Origin of the sequence: Arthrobacter sp. DNA4 (assembly GCF_024362385.1) — a bacterium.
In the GTDB taxonomy this organism is placed as follows: domain Bacteria; phylum Actinomycetota; class Actinomycetes; order Actinomycetales; family Micrococcaceae; genus Arthrobacter.
On record NZ_CP101466.1, the window covers coordinates 3,519,008 to 3,538,140 of the forward strand.

Below are 19,133 nucleotides of genomic sequence, written 5' to 3' on the forward strand. Positions count from 1 at the left end.
TGACTGGGGTCAAGGGACCCGAAACCGGGCCCCTTATAAGGGGAGGGCATCGGCCGGAGGGGCTTACCTGCGGAACAGAACGGCCAGGGCCGCCCTCGTTGTCCCAACTGATCACCACGTGTTCATTGCCGTGACGGGATGCCACAGTCGCCGATGTGCCGGCGGCGGACGCGGAGTTGGTTTCATTGCTCAGGAAACCGGATGTCCAGTCACAGCGTCCCGATACCCTGACTGTACGCCCTCGTGGGCCACGACCGGTGAAAACCCACCAATCAGTTCTGTACGCTTCCAAACCCCGGCCTGCCCCGTTCCCACAATCCACAGACACAGCAAGGGTGCCCAGGGTCAGATAACAGCCAGGGCGCCCTTCGCGCTCTCCACCAGCACATGCGTGGCGGCTGGAAGATGAACGACTTCGCCGTCGATCTGGCAAGGAACAGCATCCCGCGTTGTGAAGGAATAGCTGCTGACGCTGGGCTGGTGCCCTAGTCCCAGCGTCACAGCCCGCAGGGTCATCAGCGCCATCTTCCAACGCCCGGCATGCGGGAGCGTCACGACCTCGAACAGGCCATCGTCGGGGCTGCCCATCTCGCTGACCGTCCCGTACTTGGCCATACGCGAAATGTTGGCGAGGATCAGGCTGTCGAAGCGCGCGGTGGCCCCGTCTGCACGGACGAGTTCAAAGGGCCTCAACGCAGAGAGTGTGCGGGCGACGGACAGGAGTTCGAGGATTTTCCCCTTGCCGCCCCTCTCGATGCCGATCGCCATCAACGGTGTGAGCCCGAAACCTACATACGAGTGGGCGTACTGAATCCGCTCGCGGTGTTTCCCGCCGTACGTGATGCGCAACAGGTCGATGTGGCGGACCCGGCCTTCGCGGACGGCCTCCGGCAACGGCGGCGCGGGCATGCTGCGGTGATGGTCATTGGCGTTGCCTGCCGCAACAACAGTGCACACCGCCCTGCTGCCGGGAACGTCCATTACCCCGTTGACCACCTCGTGGTATCCGCCATCACCACTGACGGAAACAATGAGAGGGGTTCCCTTCGCCGCCACGGAGCGTGCAAGATCACGGGCGTGCCCGGCAAACTCCGTTGGCAGCAACTCAATCGGCAGCTCCGGCAATCCGGCAGTCAGACCCTGTTGTAATTCGTCGATCCTGGCAACCATGCCGGGCTTACCCGGATTGAAGACCAGGACTACCCGATCAAAACGGTCCACAGGCGCCTGCGCACTCGACATAGCCGCCCTTCCAAACCGCTGGCACCCAGATTCTGCTCCGGCAGTGGAGTGCCAGTGGGAAACTGTCCGGCCCCTTAGTACTGGCCCCGCTCGGGAGCGTTGTCAGTGCCGCGCGGGGTTGGCCTTGGGGTGGTGGTCTCAGGGCCATGCACTCTCGTCCGTCGTTCCTGCAAGAGTCTAACGGCGTGAGGCCGGGCGCGGGTAGCCGCCAGGGAATCAGCAAGTCGCATGGCGTTCAATAAGAGCATTCTGTTGGACGGCGGAACACTCCCCGCCTCACTGGTGCAGATAACGAGCGCCGCGGTGACTTCCGCGATCAGGTCTGTGTCACGGCTGCGCCGGTACTCCTGTGCGAGGTTCCCTGTGTGCTCAAGTTCCCCGGAGACGAACACCGCGACCTCGGTTCTGCGCGACATGTCGAGTTTCATCAGCACCGATGAGACCATGTTTTTCACGGTCTTTTCGGCCAAAAACATTTCCTGGCCGATCTGGCCGTTGGTCAACCCCCGGGCAACCCCGCCCGCCACCTTCATCTCCTGTTCTGAAAGCATTCCCAACCGGCCGTCGGGCCCGTTCGTTCCGTCAGCCTGGATCGGAGCCAGGATGCCGGTCTGGAAACGACGGCTGTAGGCTGTGTACCCCTGGATGGGCCGCCGGATCAGCCTGAGCTGCTCCTCATTGTCATCCTGTTGTGACAGACACCCCCACCCGCTTACCAGGATAGCCCCAATAAGCACCGCCTCGTCAGTTTCACCCGTCATCAGCACACACCGAATGGTTCCATCAGCCGCCACGAGAGATTGGCAAAGCCCGGCACCGGAACCATCGGGAAGATCATCGTCGATGATGGCCAGATCCGGGCGTACCGCAGGGATCCGGCGCGCCGCCTGGCGGACAGACCCCGACTCACCGGCAACGCTGAACCCGTTAACCTCCAGCAACCTCCGCAAACCCCGTCGGACGAGCTCTTCGCCAGTCACGACATACACGCGCCCACAGGAAGCCGCTGAACCGGGCTTTTGGCCAGTGGCCATATTCGTCCGTTCATTCGCCCTTCGAAACCCCAAAGGCGCTTGTTAGTCTCCTGCTGCCACTCTGGCCCACCACGAAAAGGAGAACAGTCACCTGCCGCACAGGTATCTGTTGGAAAAGCGAACGAACTTGCCGACTCATTTACAGGCTAGCCCTATAAGCAGAGTCCCAGCACCCCGTCCGGAACGTTATTTAGTTCTCCTGGTCCATGGGTGCCGCCAGTCGGTAGCCAAATCCGTGAACCGTCTCGATCCAGCGAGGCTTTGCTGCACTATCGCCCAGTTTCCTCCGCAAATTGGCGATGTGCACCTGGATCACCTGTTCATCCGGCGCACGGTCCAGGGCGTCGTCCGCGCTTTGCCCCCCACGCATCGACTGGGCAAGGTCTTCCTTGCTCAGAACCACCCGTCCGTTGATGAGGACGGTGTACAGCAGCTCAAACTCGGAGGCGGTAAGTCCGCGGACTTCCACCCCGTCCACACTGACCGTCCTGGTGGAGACATGCAGGTGCAGGCCGTTGTGGGCCAGGGACTCAGGGCCGTCCAGAACATCAGTTGGCGCGTCCGGGGCCATTGGGGGTGCCGTCTGCAGGGACGAGGCCGTCAGGTGTGGAGTGTCGGTGCGGAGCCGGGGCCGGCGCAGCAGTGCCTCCACCCGGTACCTCAGCTCGCGGGCGCGGAAGGGTTTGGTGAGGTAGTCATCGGCGCCTGCCTCCAGGGCCAGAATGGTGTCCAGTTCCTGGCTGCTCGCGGTCAGGATCAGCACGTAGGCATTGCTGAAGGTCCGGATGCGCCGGGTCACTTCGAATCCGTCGATGTCCGGCAGTCCGAGATCAACCACCACCACTTCGGGGCTGTGTTTATTCACGGCGTCAACCCCGGCCTGCCCATGGTCGAATGCATGGATGCCGAATCCTGCCTCACGCAGGATCCCGGACACCACAACACTGATGTCCGGATCGTCCTCGACAACCACTACCGTCCCGCGCTCCAACAATTCCCCCGATCAAATCCTTGGCCAAACCCGGCTGATTTCCGCAGACAACAAATTCCAAAACTTAATGTGCCCGCGTCCAAGGTCTTTTTGGCCCTTTTATACGGTAGTAGGCATTCGAAGCCGTTCATGTGGCGGATGGGTCCAAAGTTATGCAACTCACGCAATTCGCCATTTCCGCCCATCCCCTCTCCTGCACTGGCGCGCGCCGGACCTCCATCGAATTGCAGACTAGGGGCATTTGCCGGGGACGGCCCCCGTAGTGGCTACCTGTCTTCCGGGAGGGGACTACTTGCCCCCGCGCGCACTCGCACCACGAAGCCGCAGGTCAACCGGCAGTTTACCAATGGTAAGCAGGGTTACTACTCAAGGAAAGTAGATGACGGGGAGGACGGGGAAGATGGCGCCTACCTGCCCTGGCCCCATCCCGACAGGGCCCTCCGCGCCCACGTTCCGGTTGCTGGGTAATTGCTGGGAGCCGTTGCAGGAGGGGGTAAGGAATGGCCAATTTGAATACTTGTGCATTTTGAGAATTGCCGTGGTTCAATGGCCACAGTGTCCCACGACACAATGAGGCCCAACGAGCACCAGGAGGACAGACAGTATGGCTGGAATCAACGCGAAGTTCGACAAGGAATATCTCGACAAGGGCATTGATGATCTGGCCAAGGCGCCGGTCGAGGCCCTGAAGGGTCTGTCCGAGAGCGACGCACAGAAGCTCAAGGAGGCCCTGAATATCAAGACCGTCAAGGATCTGGGCACCAACAAGTTCTTCATCTGGGCGCACTCGGTCGCCAAGCTCGCGGAGTAGCGCACCCCCTCGCAGTTCGAAGCAAAGCCCCTGGCCTCCACCAGGGGCTTTGCTGTTTCACCCCCCAGCCGGCGTTCCGACCTCCTCCACATCCCGAAGTTGATTACCTGCCCATGGGGGTGGTTCCTTACAGTGGAGGGTGGCAACTGTAAAGGGAAGGGTGGCGACTGGCATGAGCGCTCCGTTCCGCGTCCCCCGGGCCATAGCCTTCACCGCCTCCATGCTGATCCTTGCCGCAGGGGCTCACGTTATTGCAGGGGGCCTGTTGCCGCAGCCGGTCATCGTCGCAGGAATCGTGGCGCTGGTCCTGGCGCCGGTTACGATCCTGTCAAAGACCAAGATCAGCATGCCCGCGATGATCGGCCTCCTGGGCTCCAGCCAACTGGTCCTGCACTGGGCTTTCGACGCGTTCTCGGTGTCCGCATCGTTCACTCCCACCGCCGGCGGCCACATCCATGACGCCTCAGCGGTGTCCCCTGCGGCCGCGGCCCTGATGCCGGAACATGCCGCCGTACCAGGTGCCCTGATGCTGGCCCTGCACGTCGCGGCAACCCTGGCCACGGCGTTGGTCCTGGCCAAGGGCGAAGCAGCCGCCTGGGCCTTGGCCGCCTGGCTGCGGCCACTTGTCCGGATCCTGTCCGCCGCCGCCATTCCTGAATGGCCGCACCTTCCCGCGCCGGCCGCCGTCGTTATTCCTTTCCGGTGGCGGAACCTGCGCCTGCCTGCGCTGCGCGGGCCGCCGGCCTTCCACGCCGCGATCTAAAGCGGCTCCCGACTTTCCGCGCCGTCCCCACCTGCCCCCTGGCAGGCGTGGGCGGGCCGCGTTGTCCCTGTATTTCTGCGCCGCCGCCGTACGCGGTCCTTTTTGGCGCACCCCTTGGAAGGCTTGCTTTGAACACCTCATTCCGCCGTACCCTCAAGACCCTCACCGCCGCCGCTGCCGCCGCGGGAATCATCGCCGCAGGCGCCAGCGCCGCGTCCGCCCACGTGAGCGTTGACCCGGACGACACCGCCGCGAACGGCTACTCCCACCTGACGTTCAACGTCCCCAACGAGTCCCCCACCGCGAAGACCACCAAGCTCGAGGTCACGCTGCCCACCGATACGCCGTTCACCTCCGTCTCCGTCAAGCCTGTGGAAGGCTGGACCGCGCAGGTTGTCACGGGCGACCTGCCCAAGCCGGTCACGGTGGCCGGTGCCACTGTCACCAAGGCGCCGGTCTCGGTGGTCTGGACCGCGGACGAAGCCCACCAGCTGGGCCAGAACCAGTACCAGTCCTTCTCGTTGTCGGTGGGCCGGTTGCCCGCCGAGGGCACCAAGGTCACCCTGAAGGCGGCCCAGAGCTACACCGACGGCAGCGTGGTGAAGTGGGACGAAGAGAGCGCTGAAGGGCAGCCGGAACCCAAGCATCCGGCCCCGTCCTTTGTGACAACGGCCGACGACGACGCTGCCGCCGGCACTGCGTCGGCGGCGCCCAGCTCCGAGGCAGTGACCCGGACGGCCCAGGATTCCAGTGATGCCACGTCCGTGTGGGGGGTGGTCCTGGGTGCGGCAGGCTTGGTGCTCGGCGCAACAGCACTGGGGCTGGTCCTGGTACCGCCGTACCCGCGCCGCGGCAAGTAGATTGGGGAACATTGTGAAGACGACGCCTACCCACACTCCGGCGGCCTGGCTGGCCAGGATGCTGCTGCCGTTGGCCACCGCCACGTTCCTGCTGGTTTCTTCAGCACCGGCCCAGGCGCACGACGCCCTCGAATCCAGTAACCCGGCCAACGGGTCCACCGTCAGCGCGATGCCGGCGAAGATCGAACTGACCTTCGACCACACCCCCATCGCCATCAACTCAATCGTGCGCGTGGAGGATGCCAGCGGTACCGACCAGGCGGACGGGCCGGTGCAGATCGTGGACAACCAGGTCAGCCAGGCGGTCAAGCCAGGCGCTCCACAGGGAAAGTACAAGGTGGTGTGGCGGGTGGTGTCCTCGGATGGCCACCCCATCGAGGGGACTTTCACCTTCACCGCCGGCGGCCCGAATGCGGCGCCGGCGGCGGCACCGACGGCCAACGCCACGGCCGCCGACACGGGGCTTCCCGCGCAACTGGTTGTAGTGGGGGTAGTCGCCGCCGTCCTGGTCTTCGGCCTGGTTGTGGCCGGGATCCTGATCCGGCGCAAGCTGCGGAATCCGGCAGACGAGGGCTGAGCTTGCCCGGCGCCGCCTGGACGCCTTGAACCACGCTCCGGACCAACATATGCTGTGGGTCAACCTATGTTCCCCTGCATGGAAAACTGCCGGGGTTCGGCCATTCACAAGGAGTTGGACTCACGTATGGGTACGCAAGGTGCGCCTGGACACGATGAAGCGTTGGAACGGACCCTCACCGCGTCCAGGGCCCTGCTTGGACTGGTCGCCCGCTCCCTGGCAGGAGTAGCGGACGCCGTCACGCTTCCACAGTTCCGTGTCCTGGTGCTGCTGGCTTCCAGGGGGCCCGCCCGCATGGGTGATCTGGCACAGCTCCTCGGTGTCCACCAGTCAAGCTTCAGCAGGACCGCGGACAGGCTGGAAACGGCGGGGCTGCTGGTGCGGGAACAGAGCCCCGGCAGCCGGCGTGAAGTCATGGTCTCCGCCACCGCACAGGGGCTACGGATCGTGGAGGACGTGACACAGGCCCGGCGCCGGGAGATCGCCCAGGTGCTTACCGGCCTGTCGCCGGAGGAACAGGCAAAGGTTGCCGCCGGTTTTGAACTGTTCGCCCTGGCCGCCGGGGAGCCGTCCGCCGCCGAGAGCCTTTTGCTGGGAATCTAGGCCCAGTACAGGTTCCCGGCGGCCCGCATAGGAAGAGGCACGCCATGTGGGAGGAACTGACACTCACGCCGCAGCAGGCCCTCGAAGTGGTGCTGTCCACTGTCGGGATGTACCTTGCGCTGGTGGTCCTGGTCCGCATGCTGGGGCAGCGGGTGCTGGCACGCGTGGCAAGTTCAGACCTCGCCACCATCGTGGCGCTGGGCGCCGTCATTGGCCGGGCGGCCCTTGGCTACACACCTACGCTTGGGGCCGGCCTCCTGGCCCTGCTGAGCCTCTTCGGGATGCAGGCCGTCACGGGACACCTGAAACGATGGCGGGTGGCTGAGCGCTTTCTGCTAAACCGCCCGGTACTGCTCATGTCGGGCGGCACCATCATCCACCAAAACCTGCACAAGGTGCACCTGACCGAAGCTGACCTCTGGCCCACTCTCCGCCTGGCGGGAGTAAGGAACCTGGACGAGGTGGCCTGCGTTGTCCTCGAAACCACCGGGGAAATCAGCGTACTCAGGCTGGGCGTGGACCTTGACCCGCGCATCCTGGCTGACGTTCCCTGGACGGACAGCCAGCCAATTCCGAAAGGGCCACAGAAACGAGCCCGCGGGACGGAGCACGCAGGGCCTTCTGCGACGATGGTGGCCAGGGCTTACCACGGGGGCGTCCACCACTTGTTCTCCGTTCACCACCGGCACGTATCCGCCCGCGTGCGGCGCGGCTACTACATCGCAGCCGGGGCGCTGGTCCTGACGGGCGCGGCGTTCTTCGCCCTCACCCTGTGGGGTGTCCTCCACAGTGATGGGCTGAGTGCCTTGGACCAACCCGTCCGGCAGTGGCTTCTTTCGCACCGGTCGGATGTGCTGACCGCGGCCATGAGGCCGGTGGCGCGGGTGTTTGGGCCGGTGGCCATGCCCATCATTGTCCTGGTGGTCGCCGTCGCCTGGACCTTCGCGGAAAGGCATGCGTGGCGGCCCCTGCTTTTCGTCGGAGCAATGGTGGCCGTCGTCATCATTTCACAGATCATCCTGCCCATGGTCCACCGGTCCCGGCCGCCCGTGGATGCCATGCTCCTGGAACCCGACCCCAGCTTCTCGTTTCCCTCGGGCCATGTATTGGGCGCATGCGACTTCCTGCTGGTCCTGGCATACCTCGTCACATCACGGCGCCAGGACAAGCGCCTTGCGGGGGCCCTGTGGTCCGTGGCCGCGGTGCTCGGCATCGGGCTGGTGACCTTGAGCCGACTGTACCTGGGGTATCACTGGCTGACCGATGCGTTTGCCTCCATGTTCCTGTCCCTGGCGATTATTGGCGCGGTCATCGCGTTGGACACCTGGCGCACTGTCCGGGTTGCCGGGGAAGCACGTTCATCCCCCGGTTCCGCTGCCGGCACCGATTCGGAGTCTTCCCCTGGCAGGAGAAGGCACGAGCCTATTCGGCTTTTTCATCGAAGCTGAAGCCACAGGGTGCCGCCTGGACTGATCCGGTCACCGCTTGGTGACAGACTTCGATCTGGGACAGAACCTGGTCAACCCTTGCGTGCCTGGACCTCGGCGGCGCAGGCTTCCGCGTTGTCGAGCAGACGCCGCCGATCCGAAACCGCGTAGTTGGCCGTGGCTATTGCGCTGCGCATGCGGTCCAGGTGGTCCATTACCAGGTCCCGGTAGCGGCCCGTCCGGTCACAGAACGCGACCTCCCGCAGGAGGTCCAGCAAACGCCCTGCCACGTCCGGATCCCCGGCGCCGTAGTACCTGGCCTGGTTTACGGCCAGGTCCATCAGTGCCGGCAGCCCGGGGAGCGACAGCACAACCCGTACCCGGCCGTCGTCATCGCGGACCTGCTCCGGCCCGGGGTTCCGGTCCACGAGCGGCACAGCAGGGCCGAGAGGTGGCCAAGGACGTGGACCGCCGTGGTGGGATCGTTGATTCCTGGTGACAAGGCACGCACGGCCACATCCACAAGCTGGCGGAACCCGTACCCGGCGTCCTGGACACTTGTGCGTTCAAAACCTGTGGCGACTGCCGCATTGATCTCGCGGCACAGCTCTTCCCGGGCGTCCGGGCCATGGCCGGCTCCCATTTCCAGCGGCCAGGCCGTGGCGAAAGGAACCCCTTCCACCAGGGAGCTCCCTGGATCCCGGTCAATCCGGACCACGGCTCCGAAGTTCACTGCGGCCGCCAGGAGCCGGTCCTTGTCCAGTGAGGTGAGGAACCCGGAGGATACTGCCGGTATGAGGAAACTGCCCGGCTGCGGGGCGGGCACGGCGTCTGCAACCCGCCGGTTCTTCGGGAACACGCGGTCGATGGTGTCCCGGGTTTCCCGGTCCACCCGGCGCATTATCGTCTCCACCCGTATCTCCCGGGCAAGGTGCGCCAGGAACAGCACCAGGCCCACCACGCTGGCAATGGCAAGCACAAATGCCACCGTCACCGAAATTTCGGGGACAAAGGCCGTGCTTCCGCTGACCTCGTCACGGACGCTGCGAAGGACCGCCAGGGCGAACGCGAAGGCCGCCAGGAACAGCGCCAAGGTGGCGTGGACAAAGCGGTCAGCGGTAAAAGTCCTTAAGAGGCGGGGCGAAAACTGGCTGCTGGCCAGTTGCAGCGTGACCACCGTCAGGGAGAAGGTTAGGGACGTCACTGTGATCAGGGACCCCGCGATAGCCTGCAGGACCGCCCGCGCCGCTTCCGTTCCCCCGCTGAACAGCACAACCCTGGCGCTGTCCGGCAGCTGTCCGTCGATGCCCGCATCCAGGGCCGGCAATGCAACCCCGAGTGCCACTGCGGCGGCCACCGCCAACACCGGCAAGGGCCACAACTGTGTCCGCAGCGCATCCAGCCAATGGGCCGCGCGTCCTTTCAACAAGAGCCTGAATTCAACAGCGCCGCCTGGACCATGGACTTACTTCTCCCCCGCCTGTTGCCGGACTGGGGTTTCAGTGCCGGGCAGGTACTTGCCGTCGCCGCTCGATGCCCCTCAGAGTTATTCAGCCTAGTGGCAATAACTCATCCGGGCCCGGGCCTCGCGACAGCTGTTGCCCAGTCGTGATGACGCTCCGGCAATCTTGACAGCCTTGTTACGGCCGGAGCATCAAAACGGACCTACGGTTTAAAAGAAGTTGAAAGAAGCGTCGTTTACCCGGGTACGCGCCACAAAGCAGATTGCCCGGACATTAACCAGGCACTGCGGCGCACGCACCAGAACGTATAGGACCAGCCAACGGCCGGCCCCGGATCCCTCTTTTCCATGCCCGGATCCCAGCTCTCGAAGCTCTGGTCATCCGACGGACCTGCGCCTTCCCGCGCACCAAGCGGCAGGGCCTGCCAATCTCCGCGAATATTGTCCAGGAAGGAATCCTCCATGTCATCCAGCCGAATCATCCGTTTCCTGCTCTGCCTCCTTTTGGCGTTTGGCACTGCTTTAGGCGTCAGCGGGTGCTACAACTCCGGAGTGCAGAACTATAAGTCCGTTGCCCCTGGCGCCAACCTCGATCTGGCGGGACTCGAACTCCGGAGCATTTCCGTGGTCGCCGCCGCCAAGGAGCAGCCGGGCCGCCTCCTGGGCATGATCTTCAACCCTACGAGTGAAGACATCCGCCTGGTCATCAGGGACCGGGACAACCGTATGGACTTGATAGTCCCGGCCAACGGACAGATCGGCTTCGACACGTCCGAACACATCCTCCAGAGCACCGAAAACCCGCCGGGCGCACGCACAGACCTAACCCTCCAAGCCAAGGGCAAGAGCGAAGTCATGGATGTTCCGGTGCTTGATGGCACCTTGTCCCAGTACGCGCCCTATGTGCCCAAGTAGCCGCGTGCCGACGTAGCCCCTTAGCCCGGCACCCGATTCCGCCCAGGCGTCGAAATCCGAATCAGCTCGGGCAGCACCCCAGCCCCGCGTAGCGGGCCTTGAAGGTCGACCCAAAAGGCCTGCCGGCCGCACGCTTCGCCTCATCGGACCCGGAGGTCGGTTCTATGACGGTGGTCATCGTAAGCCCCTTTGGCTGGGGGAAACGGTCACCGCCGGCATTGTTTCCGGCCTCCACCGCAACATGCCGCCGTCCAAGGAATCACCCCTCGAAGCCTGGCTCGGTCAAACACGCAGCCCTCGGTATTGTCCCGACTGACATCACACCCCAACTTGCCCAACGGTTCTCACTGCCCACCACGGCAGGAGCCCTGGAAATCAGCGTGTCACAGGGCAGCCCGGCTGAACAGGCAGGCATGAAGGCGGGCGACATCAGCACGCCGTTCGCCCGTATAAAAGTCGGAAACGTCACGGATCTGCTCGCGGGCCTCAGAACGCAGGATCCGGGCCGGCCGGTGGCTGTCAACGTGCAGCGGGGCACGGGGCAACAGACCCTTCATGTTCCCCTTGTCAGCCTCGCCGGCAAGCCCTGACTGAATCACGTGCGGTAGCGGTCAGCCCTCGCACTCGGTGCAGTACAGGTGGCCGTCCTTTTCCTTGGCGATCTGGGAACGGTGCCGGACCAGGAAGCAGGAGTGGCACGTGAACTCATCCTCGGCGGCGGGCACCACCACTACCGTGAGTTCCTCGGCAACGATTTCGCCGCCGGGGACGCCAAGCGCGTCGGCATCATCGGGGGCATCCAACTCCCGGACCACGCTGCGTGCATCCGGGGCATTGGCGGATTTGAGGTCCTCGAGCGAACGGTCCTGTGTTTCCTTGACGTCGGTCCGCAGTTCGTCGTAATCAGCAGCCATGGTTATCCTCGTTTCCTTTGCAGTTCCGTGTGCAACGAACCCACCGCCGTTGTTGTTCCCGCCGGCTCAGCTACCGCAGCATGGATGCCGGCGGCGCGGGAATGGACGTTCCCCGATACCCGGCGGCGGCAGCGTCCATGAGGTGGCCCCACTGGGTGCCTGCGATGTCTGACCCGTTCACGCCGGCATAGTACTTCCCGTTGATCCTGATGTCCTGGTTGGCCCACTGGGGCCCGAAGCCTTTGTAGCTCCCGAACCACGAGGCGGTGGCGATTCCCGTGGTGGCCCCCACGGTCCAGGTCTGGGTGTTGCCGTCCGTGGTTCCGGTCTTGGCGAAAATGTCATGGTCCCGGTTGACGGGGATCTTGTAGCCGGAGCCCTTGACCAGGACGCGTTTGAGGGCGTAGGCCACCCCGGCGGCCACCTTCGGATCAATGGACTGGGTGCAGTTGCCTGAAGGAACAGGGTAGTCGTGGCCCTGGGCGTCCTTGACGGATTCCAGCGCGACCGGATCGCAGTGGACTCCGCCTGCCGCGAAGGTTGCATAGGCGTTGGCCATGTCCAGCGGCGCCACGTCCTGGGTGCCGATGAGGCTCGCAATGCCGGACAGGTCGTAGGGCTGGTTCGTGTGGCCATTCTTGACGCCCGCCGCCGTCGCCATCTTCTGGATGTTGCAGAAGTTCAGCCGCGTGGCGGTCTGGAAGGTGATGGTGTTGATCGACTGGTAGAGGCCCTGCAGGACGCTCATCCGGTAGTAGTGGTACGGATCGTCGTTGGGCAGCGGGGTTTGCCCAAGCGCTGGGTCATAGGAGCCGGAGGTGGTGCCGCAGCTGTTCCTCCACGGGAAGCCTGCCTTGTAGACGCGGACCGACCCGTCCAGGACCGTGGCCATGGACCGGCCGGACCGGAGCCATTCGGCGAAGACGAACGGCTTCATGGTGGAACCGATCTGGAAGCCGCCCGCACCGTCCAGGGGGTCGCCGTTGGCGTCCTTCTCGGGCAGGGACAGGTTGCCGGTGTAGTTCCCCGGCGCTGCCGCCGGGTTGTAGTTGGTGTTTTGCGCCATGGCCAGCACCTTTCCGGTTCCGGGCTGGACGCTGACCAGGGCCGAGCCGCGCTGCAGCGGGTCGGTTGCCGGCAGGGCGGCGTTGACCTCCTTCTGGGCGACCTGCTGGAGGCCGGGGTCCAGGGTGGTGCGGATGGTGAGGCCGCCCTGGTCCAAGAGCTTTTGCCGGGCATCCTCGTCCGGGCCGAAGGCGGGGCTGTTGAGGATCAGCCGCTTGATGTAGTCGCAGAAGTAGGGGGCGGAGGCCGCGGCCGCGCAGCCCTGGACGCTGAGGTGGACATCCAGATTTAGGGGTGCGGCCACGGCCTGGTCATGCTGGGCGGCGGTGATGCGCCCCTGTTCGAGCATCTTGTCCAGGACCACGTTCCTGCGCGCCCCCACGTGGTCGGGATGGGTAAGGGGGTCGTAGTAGACCGGGCTGTTGACGACCGCGGCCAGGGCCGCCGACTGCGGCAGGGTCAGCTTGGCGGCCGGGATACCGAAGTACTCCTGGGCCGCGGTCTGGATGCCGTAGGCGCCGTTGCCGAAATAGACGATGTTGAGGTAGCCGTCAAGGATCTGGTCCTTGGAGTACTTCTTCTCCAGGGCGATGGCCAGCTTCATCTCGCGGAGCTTGTCGCCGATGGTTTTCGACGCCCCTGTGGTCACCTCGTCCGCGTTGCCGTTGGCGACCAGTGATTCGATGATGATGTTGTTGACGTACTGCTGGGTGATGGTTGACGCACCCTGGCGGCCGCCCTGGACCGTCACGGCAAGGGCCCGGAGGATGCCGGTGGGATCAATGCCCCCATGCTCGTAGAACCGGGCATCCTCGATGGAAATGATGGCGTCCCGCATGAACGGTGACATCTTATCCAGGCTGACGGGGACGCGGTTCTGTGAATAGAACGTGGCGATGACGGACCCGTCCTTCGCCAGCACCCTCGAATTCCGTGCCGGCGGATTCAGTTCCAGCTCGGCCGGGAGCTGGTCGAAGAAGCTGATGGAGCGGCCCGCAACCGTTGCCCCCACCGCGGTGGCGGGAACGAAAAGACCCGCCGCCAGGATGCCGCAGGCTACGCAGACCGTGATGAAGGCCAGCAGTTTCGCTACCAGCGCCTTTTTCACGTGCATGCACATGTTTCCTTTGCTCGTTGGCTGCGCAAACGGAATCACACAAGTGGTTCGCGCGTGCTCCAGTGAGCCTGCCCGGGCTTCTTGCCAGCGCAGCGTCCCCCTGCTTACATGTAGTAGTGCATATGTTATTTGCCAGCATACGTCCAGTCCCCCACCCCGATGCAAATGGCAGCAGCTCAGCGCAGGCACCGGAATGAAGGCCATCGTGGTCGGTGCCGGCATCGCCGGACTCGTCGCGGCCCGCCAACTGGGCTTGGCTTACTGGGACGTTGAGGTGCTGGAAAAGTCCCAGGCGCCGCGGCCCGACGGCTACATGATGGACTTCTTCGGCCCCGGGGTGGAGGCGTCGGAGCGGATCGGCCTGTACCCCCGGCTGGCAGAGGCGGCCTACCACATCCAGTCCGCCGACTACGTGGACACCGAAGGCCGCACCACCTGCAGCATCGACTACCTCCGGTTCTCCAAGCTGGCCGGCGGGAAAGTCCTGAGCCTGCTGCGCCCGGACATCGAGGCAGCGGCCCTGGCGGCGCTGGCTGACGTCCCGGCCGGCAGGGTGCGGGTGCGTTACGGGGCACGGGTGGTCAAGGCGCGCACAGACGGCGATGGCGTACACGTCCTCGTCGAAGATGGCCTCCGGCAGGAGACGGGCGCCGATGTGCTGATCGGTGCAGACGGCATCCACTCAGGGGTGCGCGCCGGCGTCTTCGGCCCCGAAAGGGACTACCTCCGGCCCCTGGGCATGCGGGCCGCGGCGTTCATCGTCACCGAGCCGTCCCTGAATGCGCGCTTCCGGGGCCGGTTCATCCTCACCGACACGCTCAACCGCATGGCCGGGCTGTACGGCATCCGGCAGGACGAGGTGGCCGCCTTCCTGGTCTACCGGGACGCCGTGTCACCGGGGAAAGAGGCAGCAACCGCCCGCCAGCGGCTCCGCAGCGAGTTCGCCGGCCTGGGCGATGCGGTGGAGAGGCTCCTTGACCTGTGCCCCGGGCACCCCTATGACGACACCGTGGCGCAGGTGGTCATGCCCCGCTGGCACACGGAGCGCACAGTCCTGGTGGGTGACGCCTGCGGCGCCGTGTCGCTGCTGGCCGGTCAGGGCGGCTCGCTGGCCATCGCCGGGGCCGCGCTGCTCGGTGACATCCTGGGACCGGTGACCCGGACCAGGGGCATCGGCGGGGCGCTGGCGCGGTTCGAGCAGCAGTGGCGCCCCGTGGTGGAGGTGGCGCAAAAGTCGGGACGGCGGACCGCAGCGACGTTCCTTCCCAGGAACAACACCCAGCGCCTGCTGCGCAGGTGGGTCATCCGCGCAACCCGCCTGCCCGGCGTCGATCAGTTGGTTGCACACCAAATCCTGCGCAGCATCGCCAAGTAGGGCGCGCCCAAGGGCGGTCAGCCCGTGCCGGACGTGGGCTGGGGCGTCGCGCCGGCGCCGGGGTCCACGGTGGGTTCCGTTGTGGGGTAGTCAACGGACGACGTCGGCTGCCCGCCTTCCCCATTCTGCCCGGCCGTCGCCGTGGCCACCCCAGTCGCGGCAGGGTCCGGAGCGAAAGTTTCTGCCGGCGCCCCTGCCGGAGCGGACTGGCCGCCCGAGGCAGCCGAGGAGCTGGGGGTGGGTCCGCCACTGGGGCCGGCCGTCGCAGGAGACGTTGCCCCGGAAGAACCCCCGGCAACCGATGACCCCTTGACGATGGCCGTGATCTGTTCCTTGTATCCGTTGAGTGTGGTCTGGATGTCGGAGAGCGGCACGTCCTGGAGGTGGCGGCCGTACTCGGCGATTTGCGCCCACAGCGCCTCGAGCTGCTGTTTACTGTCCCCGTCCAGCGGCCCGTCGAGCGTCAGCACCAGCTGGCTGGCCAGGGCGTACGCGAGGCAGTCCAGGCAGTTGTAGTTGGCCGCCTGGGAGAGGTTCTCGGGGACAATCACGTCCGTCTGGCCCACCACCAGCACCACCTGGAACCCCACAGCCACCGCCCCGCAGCCCGAACAGTTGGCGAAGGCATAGGCCTCATTGGTGGTGGTGACGGGCTGTCCATCCTCGGCCCACACCAGGGCGAAGGCCACGCTGTACTGGACGGAACCGTCGGTGGTGTTCACGGCGAGCGCCTGGTTTCCGTCTCCCTCGGGAGCAGCCGGCCGGTCGAACGGGAACACCCAGGAGGGCGCCGGAGCGGAGGAACCGCCGGCTGACGGCGTCCCGGACGGAGCCGCATCCGCCGGCACCAGCACCATGCTCAGCTGGGGGTTGTCCCGGGTCGGTTTGGCCGTGCCGGCAGGCCACAGCGCAACGGTCCGTCCGGACGCTCCCTGTCGCAGCGCCCCGCCGTCGCGTGCCGGAAGGATCGCCCGGGTGGCGTCACTGAGCGTCCCGCGTTCGTAGGCCTGCACCGGGCGGTACGTCCCGCCGTCGGGCCACCACGCCCAGGCGAGTCCCGCCAGCAGGACCCCAACGGCGCCCATGGCCACGATCCGCTGGGCAACCTTGCCGCGGGTCTTCTGCCACAAGCCGGTGACTAGCTGCCGCAGGAGCCGCACCACGATGTACACCACGCCCAGTACGGGCACAGCGACCACGATGATGGCCAGCGCGCGCACCGTCACGCCCAGGACGTCGCCCGCAGACAGGCTCGCAGCCAGCGCCTCCTGCTGTTTGCCCACGCTGGCCCACCCTGTGGCCAGCAGCCGCGGCAGGGACAGGACCATCATCACCATGCTGAACAGCAGCACCGGCACCGTGACCAGGACCCAGATGGTGACCACGGCCCGGGCCCACGGTTTCAACGCCTTGCTTTCCGGGTTTCCCCACCGCCACGGAAGGATCCCCAGAAGGGTCGGCTTGATCCGCTGGAACAGGTCAGGCACCCCGGTGGCGTCGGCCAGGATGTGGTAGCCGTCGTATTTCACCAGCGGGATCAGTTGCCGGACCATCTGCAGGATCTGCGTGACCACTACAAGCAGGAGCGCGTCGAAGCCGGTGGCCCACCACAGGCCCATGATGGCCACGGCCACGATGGCGTTGAAGTACAGTCCGCCCAGGTCGGTGCGGATCCTGCCGCCGCGGCCCAGCCGGTAGGAGTCCGTGACGTCCGTGAAGAACGCGGGCCACAGCAGGTACAGCCCGGCGCCCATGGCCCCGGGGGTGGCCCCGCCCTTGCGGGTGGCGGCGGCATGGCCGAATTCGTGGAACCCTGCGGAGAGGATGGTGACCGCGAGAATCAGCAGCAGGAGGGCAGGCTGCTCGAAGGCCTCATGCGTGGCCGAGCCCAGGCCCTTGACCATGAGCACCCACCAGCATGCGGCAAGGAACGCGGCCGTCACGGCCACCACGATCAGCGGGTGGAACAGCACGGCGAACGGTGCCGTGATCCTGCGCGTGCGGTCGGGATCGGAAACGACGTAGCGGAACCGCAGGCCCAGCAGAGGGTTCGCCTTCTTGACCTCCGGCTGGCTGCCGTCGGCACGCCGGAGCAACCCCATCGGCAGCAGCTGGGAGTCCATCAACGTACGGACGTTGTCCGCGCTGACCAGCCGCCCGGAGCCCTCGCTGACATGCCGGGCGATGGCCTCCAGGTCCCGCGTGCCGTCGGCGCCCTCCAGCACCAGGTACAGAAGCCGGGTCAGCTGCAGGGTCTGGCCGTCGGCACGGCGCACCAGGGCCGGCGGCTCCCGGTAGCCGGAACCCTCCGCCGTGCCGAGCAGCTGCACACCGTCGGCCAAGGCAGGAAGGTGGGCGGCCGCCGTCGTGATGGCCTGGCCCGGCGGCTCCTGGGCAGGGGCAGCGGGTGACGACGGCGGGCCCGCCTGGGGAGGCGTCCCGCCGTGGGTGTGGGTCATCTGCGCTTACTGCTGCAGGTCGGACTGCTGGCCGTCAGCAGCGTTGGCCTCGCCGTCGATGTGCTGCGAGATGGTGGCGCTCTGGTCCGAGATGGCGTACGCCTGGCTGTCGATGGAGCCGATGTTGGCGGCCACGGCCGCGTCGATGGGGGCCGCAACGTTGGCGTTTGCCGCAACGGCACCATTGATGGGAGCGGCGATGGCGGCGTCGGCGTCAAGGTTGACGTCAACGTTGAGCAGGTTGCCGTTCAGCGCGCCCGCTGTATCGGTCAGCCCACCGGTGCTGGTGGGTTCGGAGGCGGTTCCCGTGGAATCCGTGGTTCCGCCGTCGGTGGTGCCGGTGTCAGCGCTGCCGTCGCCCTGGCCGATCACGCTGTCCTGGGTGGAATCAGCGCTCGCGTCGGCCGTGATGCCCTGGTCAATCGCTGCGTCCTGGCTGGACAAAGCCTGCGCGTCGGAACCGTAGGACAGGATGTTGGCTGAAGCGGCGGCATCGATGGGCGCGGCCACGTTGGCGTTGGCGGCCACAGCCAGGTCGATCGGGGCCGCAGCGTTGATGCCCAGGTCCAGGTCAGCGTTCAAGTCCAGGACGGAAGCGACTTCCTTGTCCGGCAAGGCTGTGGCCTGCTCGGACATCAGTTCTTCATCAGTCAGGGGACGCATTTCGTTGTCCATTATGTGAGACCTCCGGTGCCGCGCGGGTGCTCTGCCCCCAGCGGGCAGCCCGCGCCCCACAATGGTAAGCATGATTAGTAGTTTTGCGAAGATCATTCGGGGCAGCGCAGGCGGGCGTTAAGGTTTGTCGCATAAGTTGAGCCCATGCACCTCTTCATCCTGGCCGCCTCCGCCTCCACGGTCCATCCAGTAACCGGCCTGCTGCCTGGATGGATGGATCCGAACGAGTTCCTCCGGGACCCGGCCCTGGCCCCGTGGCTGGTCCTGATCGTTTGCGCGTTCCTTTTCGTGGAGACGGGCCTGCTGGTGGGGTTCTTCCTGCCCGGGGACTCCCTGTTGTTCACGTCCGGTCTGCTGGCGGCAACGGGAACCATCCAGGTCCCCGTCGCGGTTTTGGCGGGCTCCGCATTTCTTGCCGCGCTCGGCGGGGACCAAACCGGGTACTTCATCGGCAGGAAGGCGGGGCCGGCTGTCTTCAACCGGCCCGGGTCCAGGCTCCTGCGCGGCGAATACGCTGACAAGGCCCACAACTTCTTCCTCAAATACGGGCGCCGGTCCGTGGTCCTGGCCCGCTTCGTGCCGATTGTGCGGACCTTCCTTCCCGTTACTGCAGGCGTGGGAAAGATGAGCTACCGGGCCTTCCTTGCGTACAACGCCGTGGGCGCCCTGCTGTGGGGCGTCGGCGTCACCCTCCTGGGTTTCTGGCTTGGCCGGTACGACTGGATCGGGGCCAACATCGACCTGATATTCGTCGGGATCGTCCTGGCCTCCTTCATCCCGGTGGGCATCGAGCTGCTCAAAAACCGGCGGCGGAAACGCAGCCAGTAATTCGGAACCGCGGCA

General features: G+C 65.6%; 17 protein-coding genes and 1 pseudogene. 10 read left to right on the forward strand and 8 right to left on the reverse strand.

Going from position 1 to position 19,133, the window contains the following annotated elements:
- Nucleotides 1-345 precede the first annotated feature (345 nt).
- The 3 genes from NMQ03_RS16260 to NMQ03_RS16270 form a co-directional block, all read right to left on the reverse strand.
- On the reverse strand, nucleotides 346-1,242 hold the full coding sequence (locus NMQ03_RS16260; protein WP_255173033.1) for a diacylglycerol kinase family protein: 897 nt from the start codon (nucleotides 1,240-1,242) through the stop codon (nucleotides 346-348).
- A gap of 74 nt (nucleotides 1,243-1,316) precedes the next feature.
- Nucleotides 1,317-2,222, reverse strand: coding sequence for a response regulator transcription factor (locus NMQ03_RS16265; RefSeq protein WP_255173034.1), 906 nt, complete (start codon nucleotides 2,220-2,222; stop codon nucleotides 1,317-1,319).
- Nucleotides 2,223-2,466: 244 nt separating this feature from the next.
- Nucleotides 2,467-3,270 carry a response regulator transcription factor gene (locus NMQ03_RS16270; protein ID WP_255173035.1) on the reverse strand — a complete coding sequence of 268 codons (804 nt, stop codon included), beginning with the start codon at nucleotides 3,268-3,270 and terminating at the stop codon, nucleotides 2,467-2,469.
- Nucleotides 3,271-3,871: 601 nt separating this feature from the next.
- Between NMQ03_RS16270 and NMQ03_RS16275 the strand changes: the two genes are divergently transcribed.
- The 6 genes from NMQ03_RS16275 (at nucleotide 3,872) to NMQ03_RS16300 (ending at nucleotide 8,329) form a co-directional block, all read left to right on the forward strand.
- Nucleotides 3,872-4,078 carry a hypothetical protein gene (locus NMQ03_RS16275; RefSeq protein WP_159631017.1) on the forward strand — a complete coding sequence of 69 codons (207 nt, stop codon included), beginning with the start codon at nucleotides 3,872-3,874 and terminating at the stop codon, nucleotides 4,076-4,078.
- 172 nt (nucleotides 4,079-4,250) lie between these two features.
- The gene (locus tag NMQ03_RS16280) at nucleotides 4,251-4,841 is read left to right on the forward strand and encodes a hypothetical protein (RefSeq protein ID WP_255173036.1); all 591 of its coding nucleotides are present in this window, start codon (nucleotides 4,251-4,253) and stop codon (nucleotides 4,839-4,841) included.
- Nucleotides 4,842-4,969: 128 nt separating this feature from the next.
- A complete protein-coding gene (locus NMQ03_RS16285; protein WP_255173037.1) occupies nucleotides 4,970-5,701 on the forward strand; it encodes a YcnI family protein in 732 nt (243 codons plus the stop codon).
- Nucleotides 5,702-5,714: 13 nt separating this feature from the next.
- Nucleotides 5,715-6,278, forward strand: a complete 564-nt coding sequence (locus NMQ03_RS16290; RefSeq protein WP_255173038.1) for a copper resistance CopC family protein — start codon at nucleotides 5,715-5,717, stop codon at nucleotides 6,276-6,278.
- 126 nt (nucleotides 6,279-6,404) lie between these two features.
- On the forward strand, nucleotides 6,405-6,881 hold the full coding sequence (locus NMQ03_RS16295; RefSeq protein ID WP_255173039.1) for a MarR family winged helix-turn-helix transcriptional regulator: 477 nt from the start codon (nucleotides 6,405-6,407) through the stop codon (nucleotides 6,879-6,881).
- A gap of 44 nt (nucleotides 6,882-6,925) precedes the next feature.
- Nucleotides 6,926-8,329 (forward strand): phosphatase PAP2 family protein, encoded by a 1,404-nt coding sequence (locus NMQ03_RS16300; RefSeq protein WP_255173040.1) that lies wholly within the window; start codon nucleotides 6,926-6,928, stop codon nucleotides 8,327-8,329.
- Between the two features lie 71 nt (nucleotides 8,330-8,400).
- Here NMQ03_RS16300 and NMQ03_RS16310 read toward each other — a convergent pair.
- Nucleotides 8,401-9,674: pseudogene (locus NMQ03_RS16310) on the reverse strand (DUF2254 domain-containing protein).
- Between the two features lie 558 nt (nucleotides 9,675-10,232).
- Between NMQ03_RS16310 and NMQ03_RS16315 the strand changes: the two are divergent.
- Both NMQ03_RS16315 and NMQ03_RS16320 read left to right on the forward strand, forming a co-directional pair.
- Entirely contained in the window at nucleotides 10,233-10,685 is a 453-nt protein-coding gene (locus NMQ03_RS16315) for a hypothetical protein (protein ID WP_255173043.1), read from the forward strand.
- Nucleotides 10,686-10,849: 164 nt separating this feature from the next.
- Nucleotides 10,850-11,275, forward strand: coding sequence for a PDZ domain-containing protein (locus tag NMQ03_RS16320; RefSeq protein ID WP_255173044.1), 426 nt, complete (start codon nucleotides 10,850-10,852; stop codon nucleotides 11,273-11,275).
- Nucleotides 11,276-11,296: 21 nt separating this feature from the next.
- Here the strand turns inward: NMQ03_RS16320 and NMQ03_RS16325 are convergent, their stop codons facing one another.
- The gene (locus tag NMQ03_RS16325) at nucleotides 11,297-11,599 is read right to left on the reverse strand and encodes a DUF4193 domain-containing protein (protein WP_255173045.1); all 303 of its coding nucleotides are present in this window, start codon (nucleotides 11,597-11,599) and stop codon (nucleotides 11,297-11,299) included.
- Between the two features lie 70 nt (nucleotides 11,600-11,669).
- A complete protein-coding gene (locus NMQ03_RS16330) occupies nucleotides 11,670-13,778 on the reverse strand; it encodes a transglycosylase domain-containing protein (protein ID WP_255173046.1) in 2,109 nt (702 codons plus the stop codon).
- A 196-nt stretch (nucleotides 13,779-13,974) separates the two neighbouring features.
- Between NMQ03_RS16330 and NMQ03_RS16335 the strand changes: the two genes are divergently transcribed.
- The gene (locus tag NMQ03_RS16335) at nucleotides 13,975-15,156 is read left to right on the forward strand and encodes an FAD-dependent monooxygenase (protein ID WP_255173047.1); all 1,182 of its coding nucleotides are present in this window, start codon (nucleotides 13,975-13,977) and stop codon (nucleotides 15,154-15,156) included.
- 17 nt (nucleotides 15,157-15,173) lie between these two features.
- On the opposite strand, the gene NMQ03_RS16340 is transcribed toward NMQ03_RS16335, so the two are convergent.
- Both NMQ03_RS16340 and NMQ03_RS16345 read right to left on the reverse strand, forming a co-directional pair.
- A complete protein-coding gene (locus NMQ03_RS16340; protein ID WP_255173048.1) occupies nucleotides 15,174-17,615 on the reverse strand; it encodes a hypothetical protein in 2,442 nt (813 codons plus the stop codon).
- A 6-nt stretch (nucleotides 17,616-17,621) separates the two neighbouring features.
- Nucleotides 17,622-18,278 (reverse strand): peptidoglycan-binding protein, encoded by a 657-nt coding sequence (locus tag NMQ03_RS16345; protein ID WP_255173049.1) that lies wholly within the window; start codon nucleotides 18,276-18,278, stop codon nucleotides 17,622-17,624.
- Between the two features lie 156 nt (nucleotides 18,279-18,434).
- On the opposite strand from NMQ03_RS16345, the gene NMQ03_RS16350 reads away from it, so the two are divergent.
- Entirely contained in the window at nucleotides 18,435-19,118 is a 684-nt protein-coding gene (locus tag NMQ03_RS16350; RefSeq protein WP_255173050.1) for a VTT domain-containing protein, read from the forward strand.
- The last annotated feature ends 15 nt before the right edge of the window (nucleotides 19,119-19,133 follow it).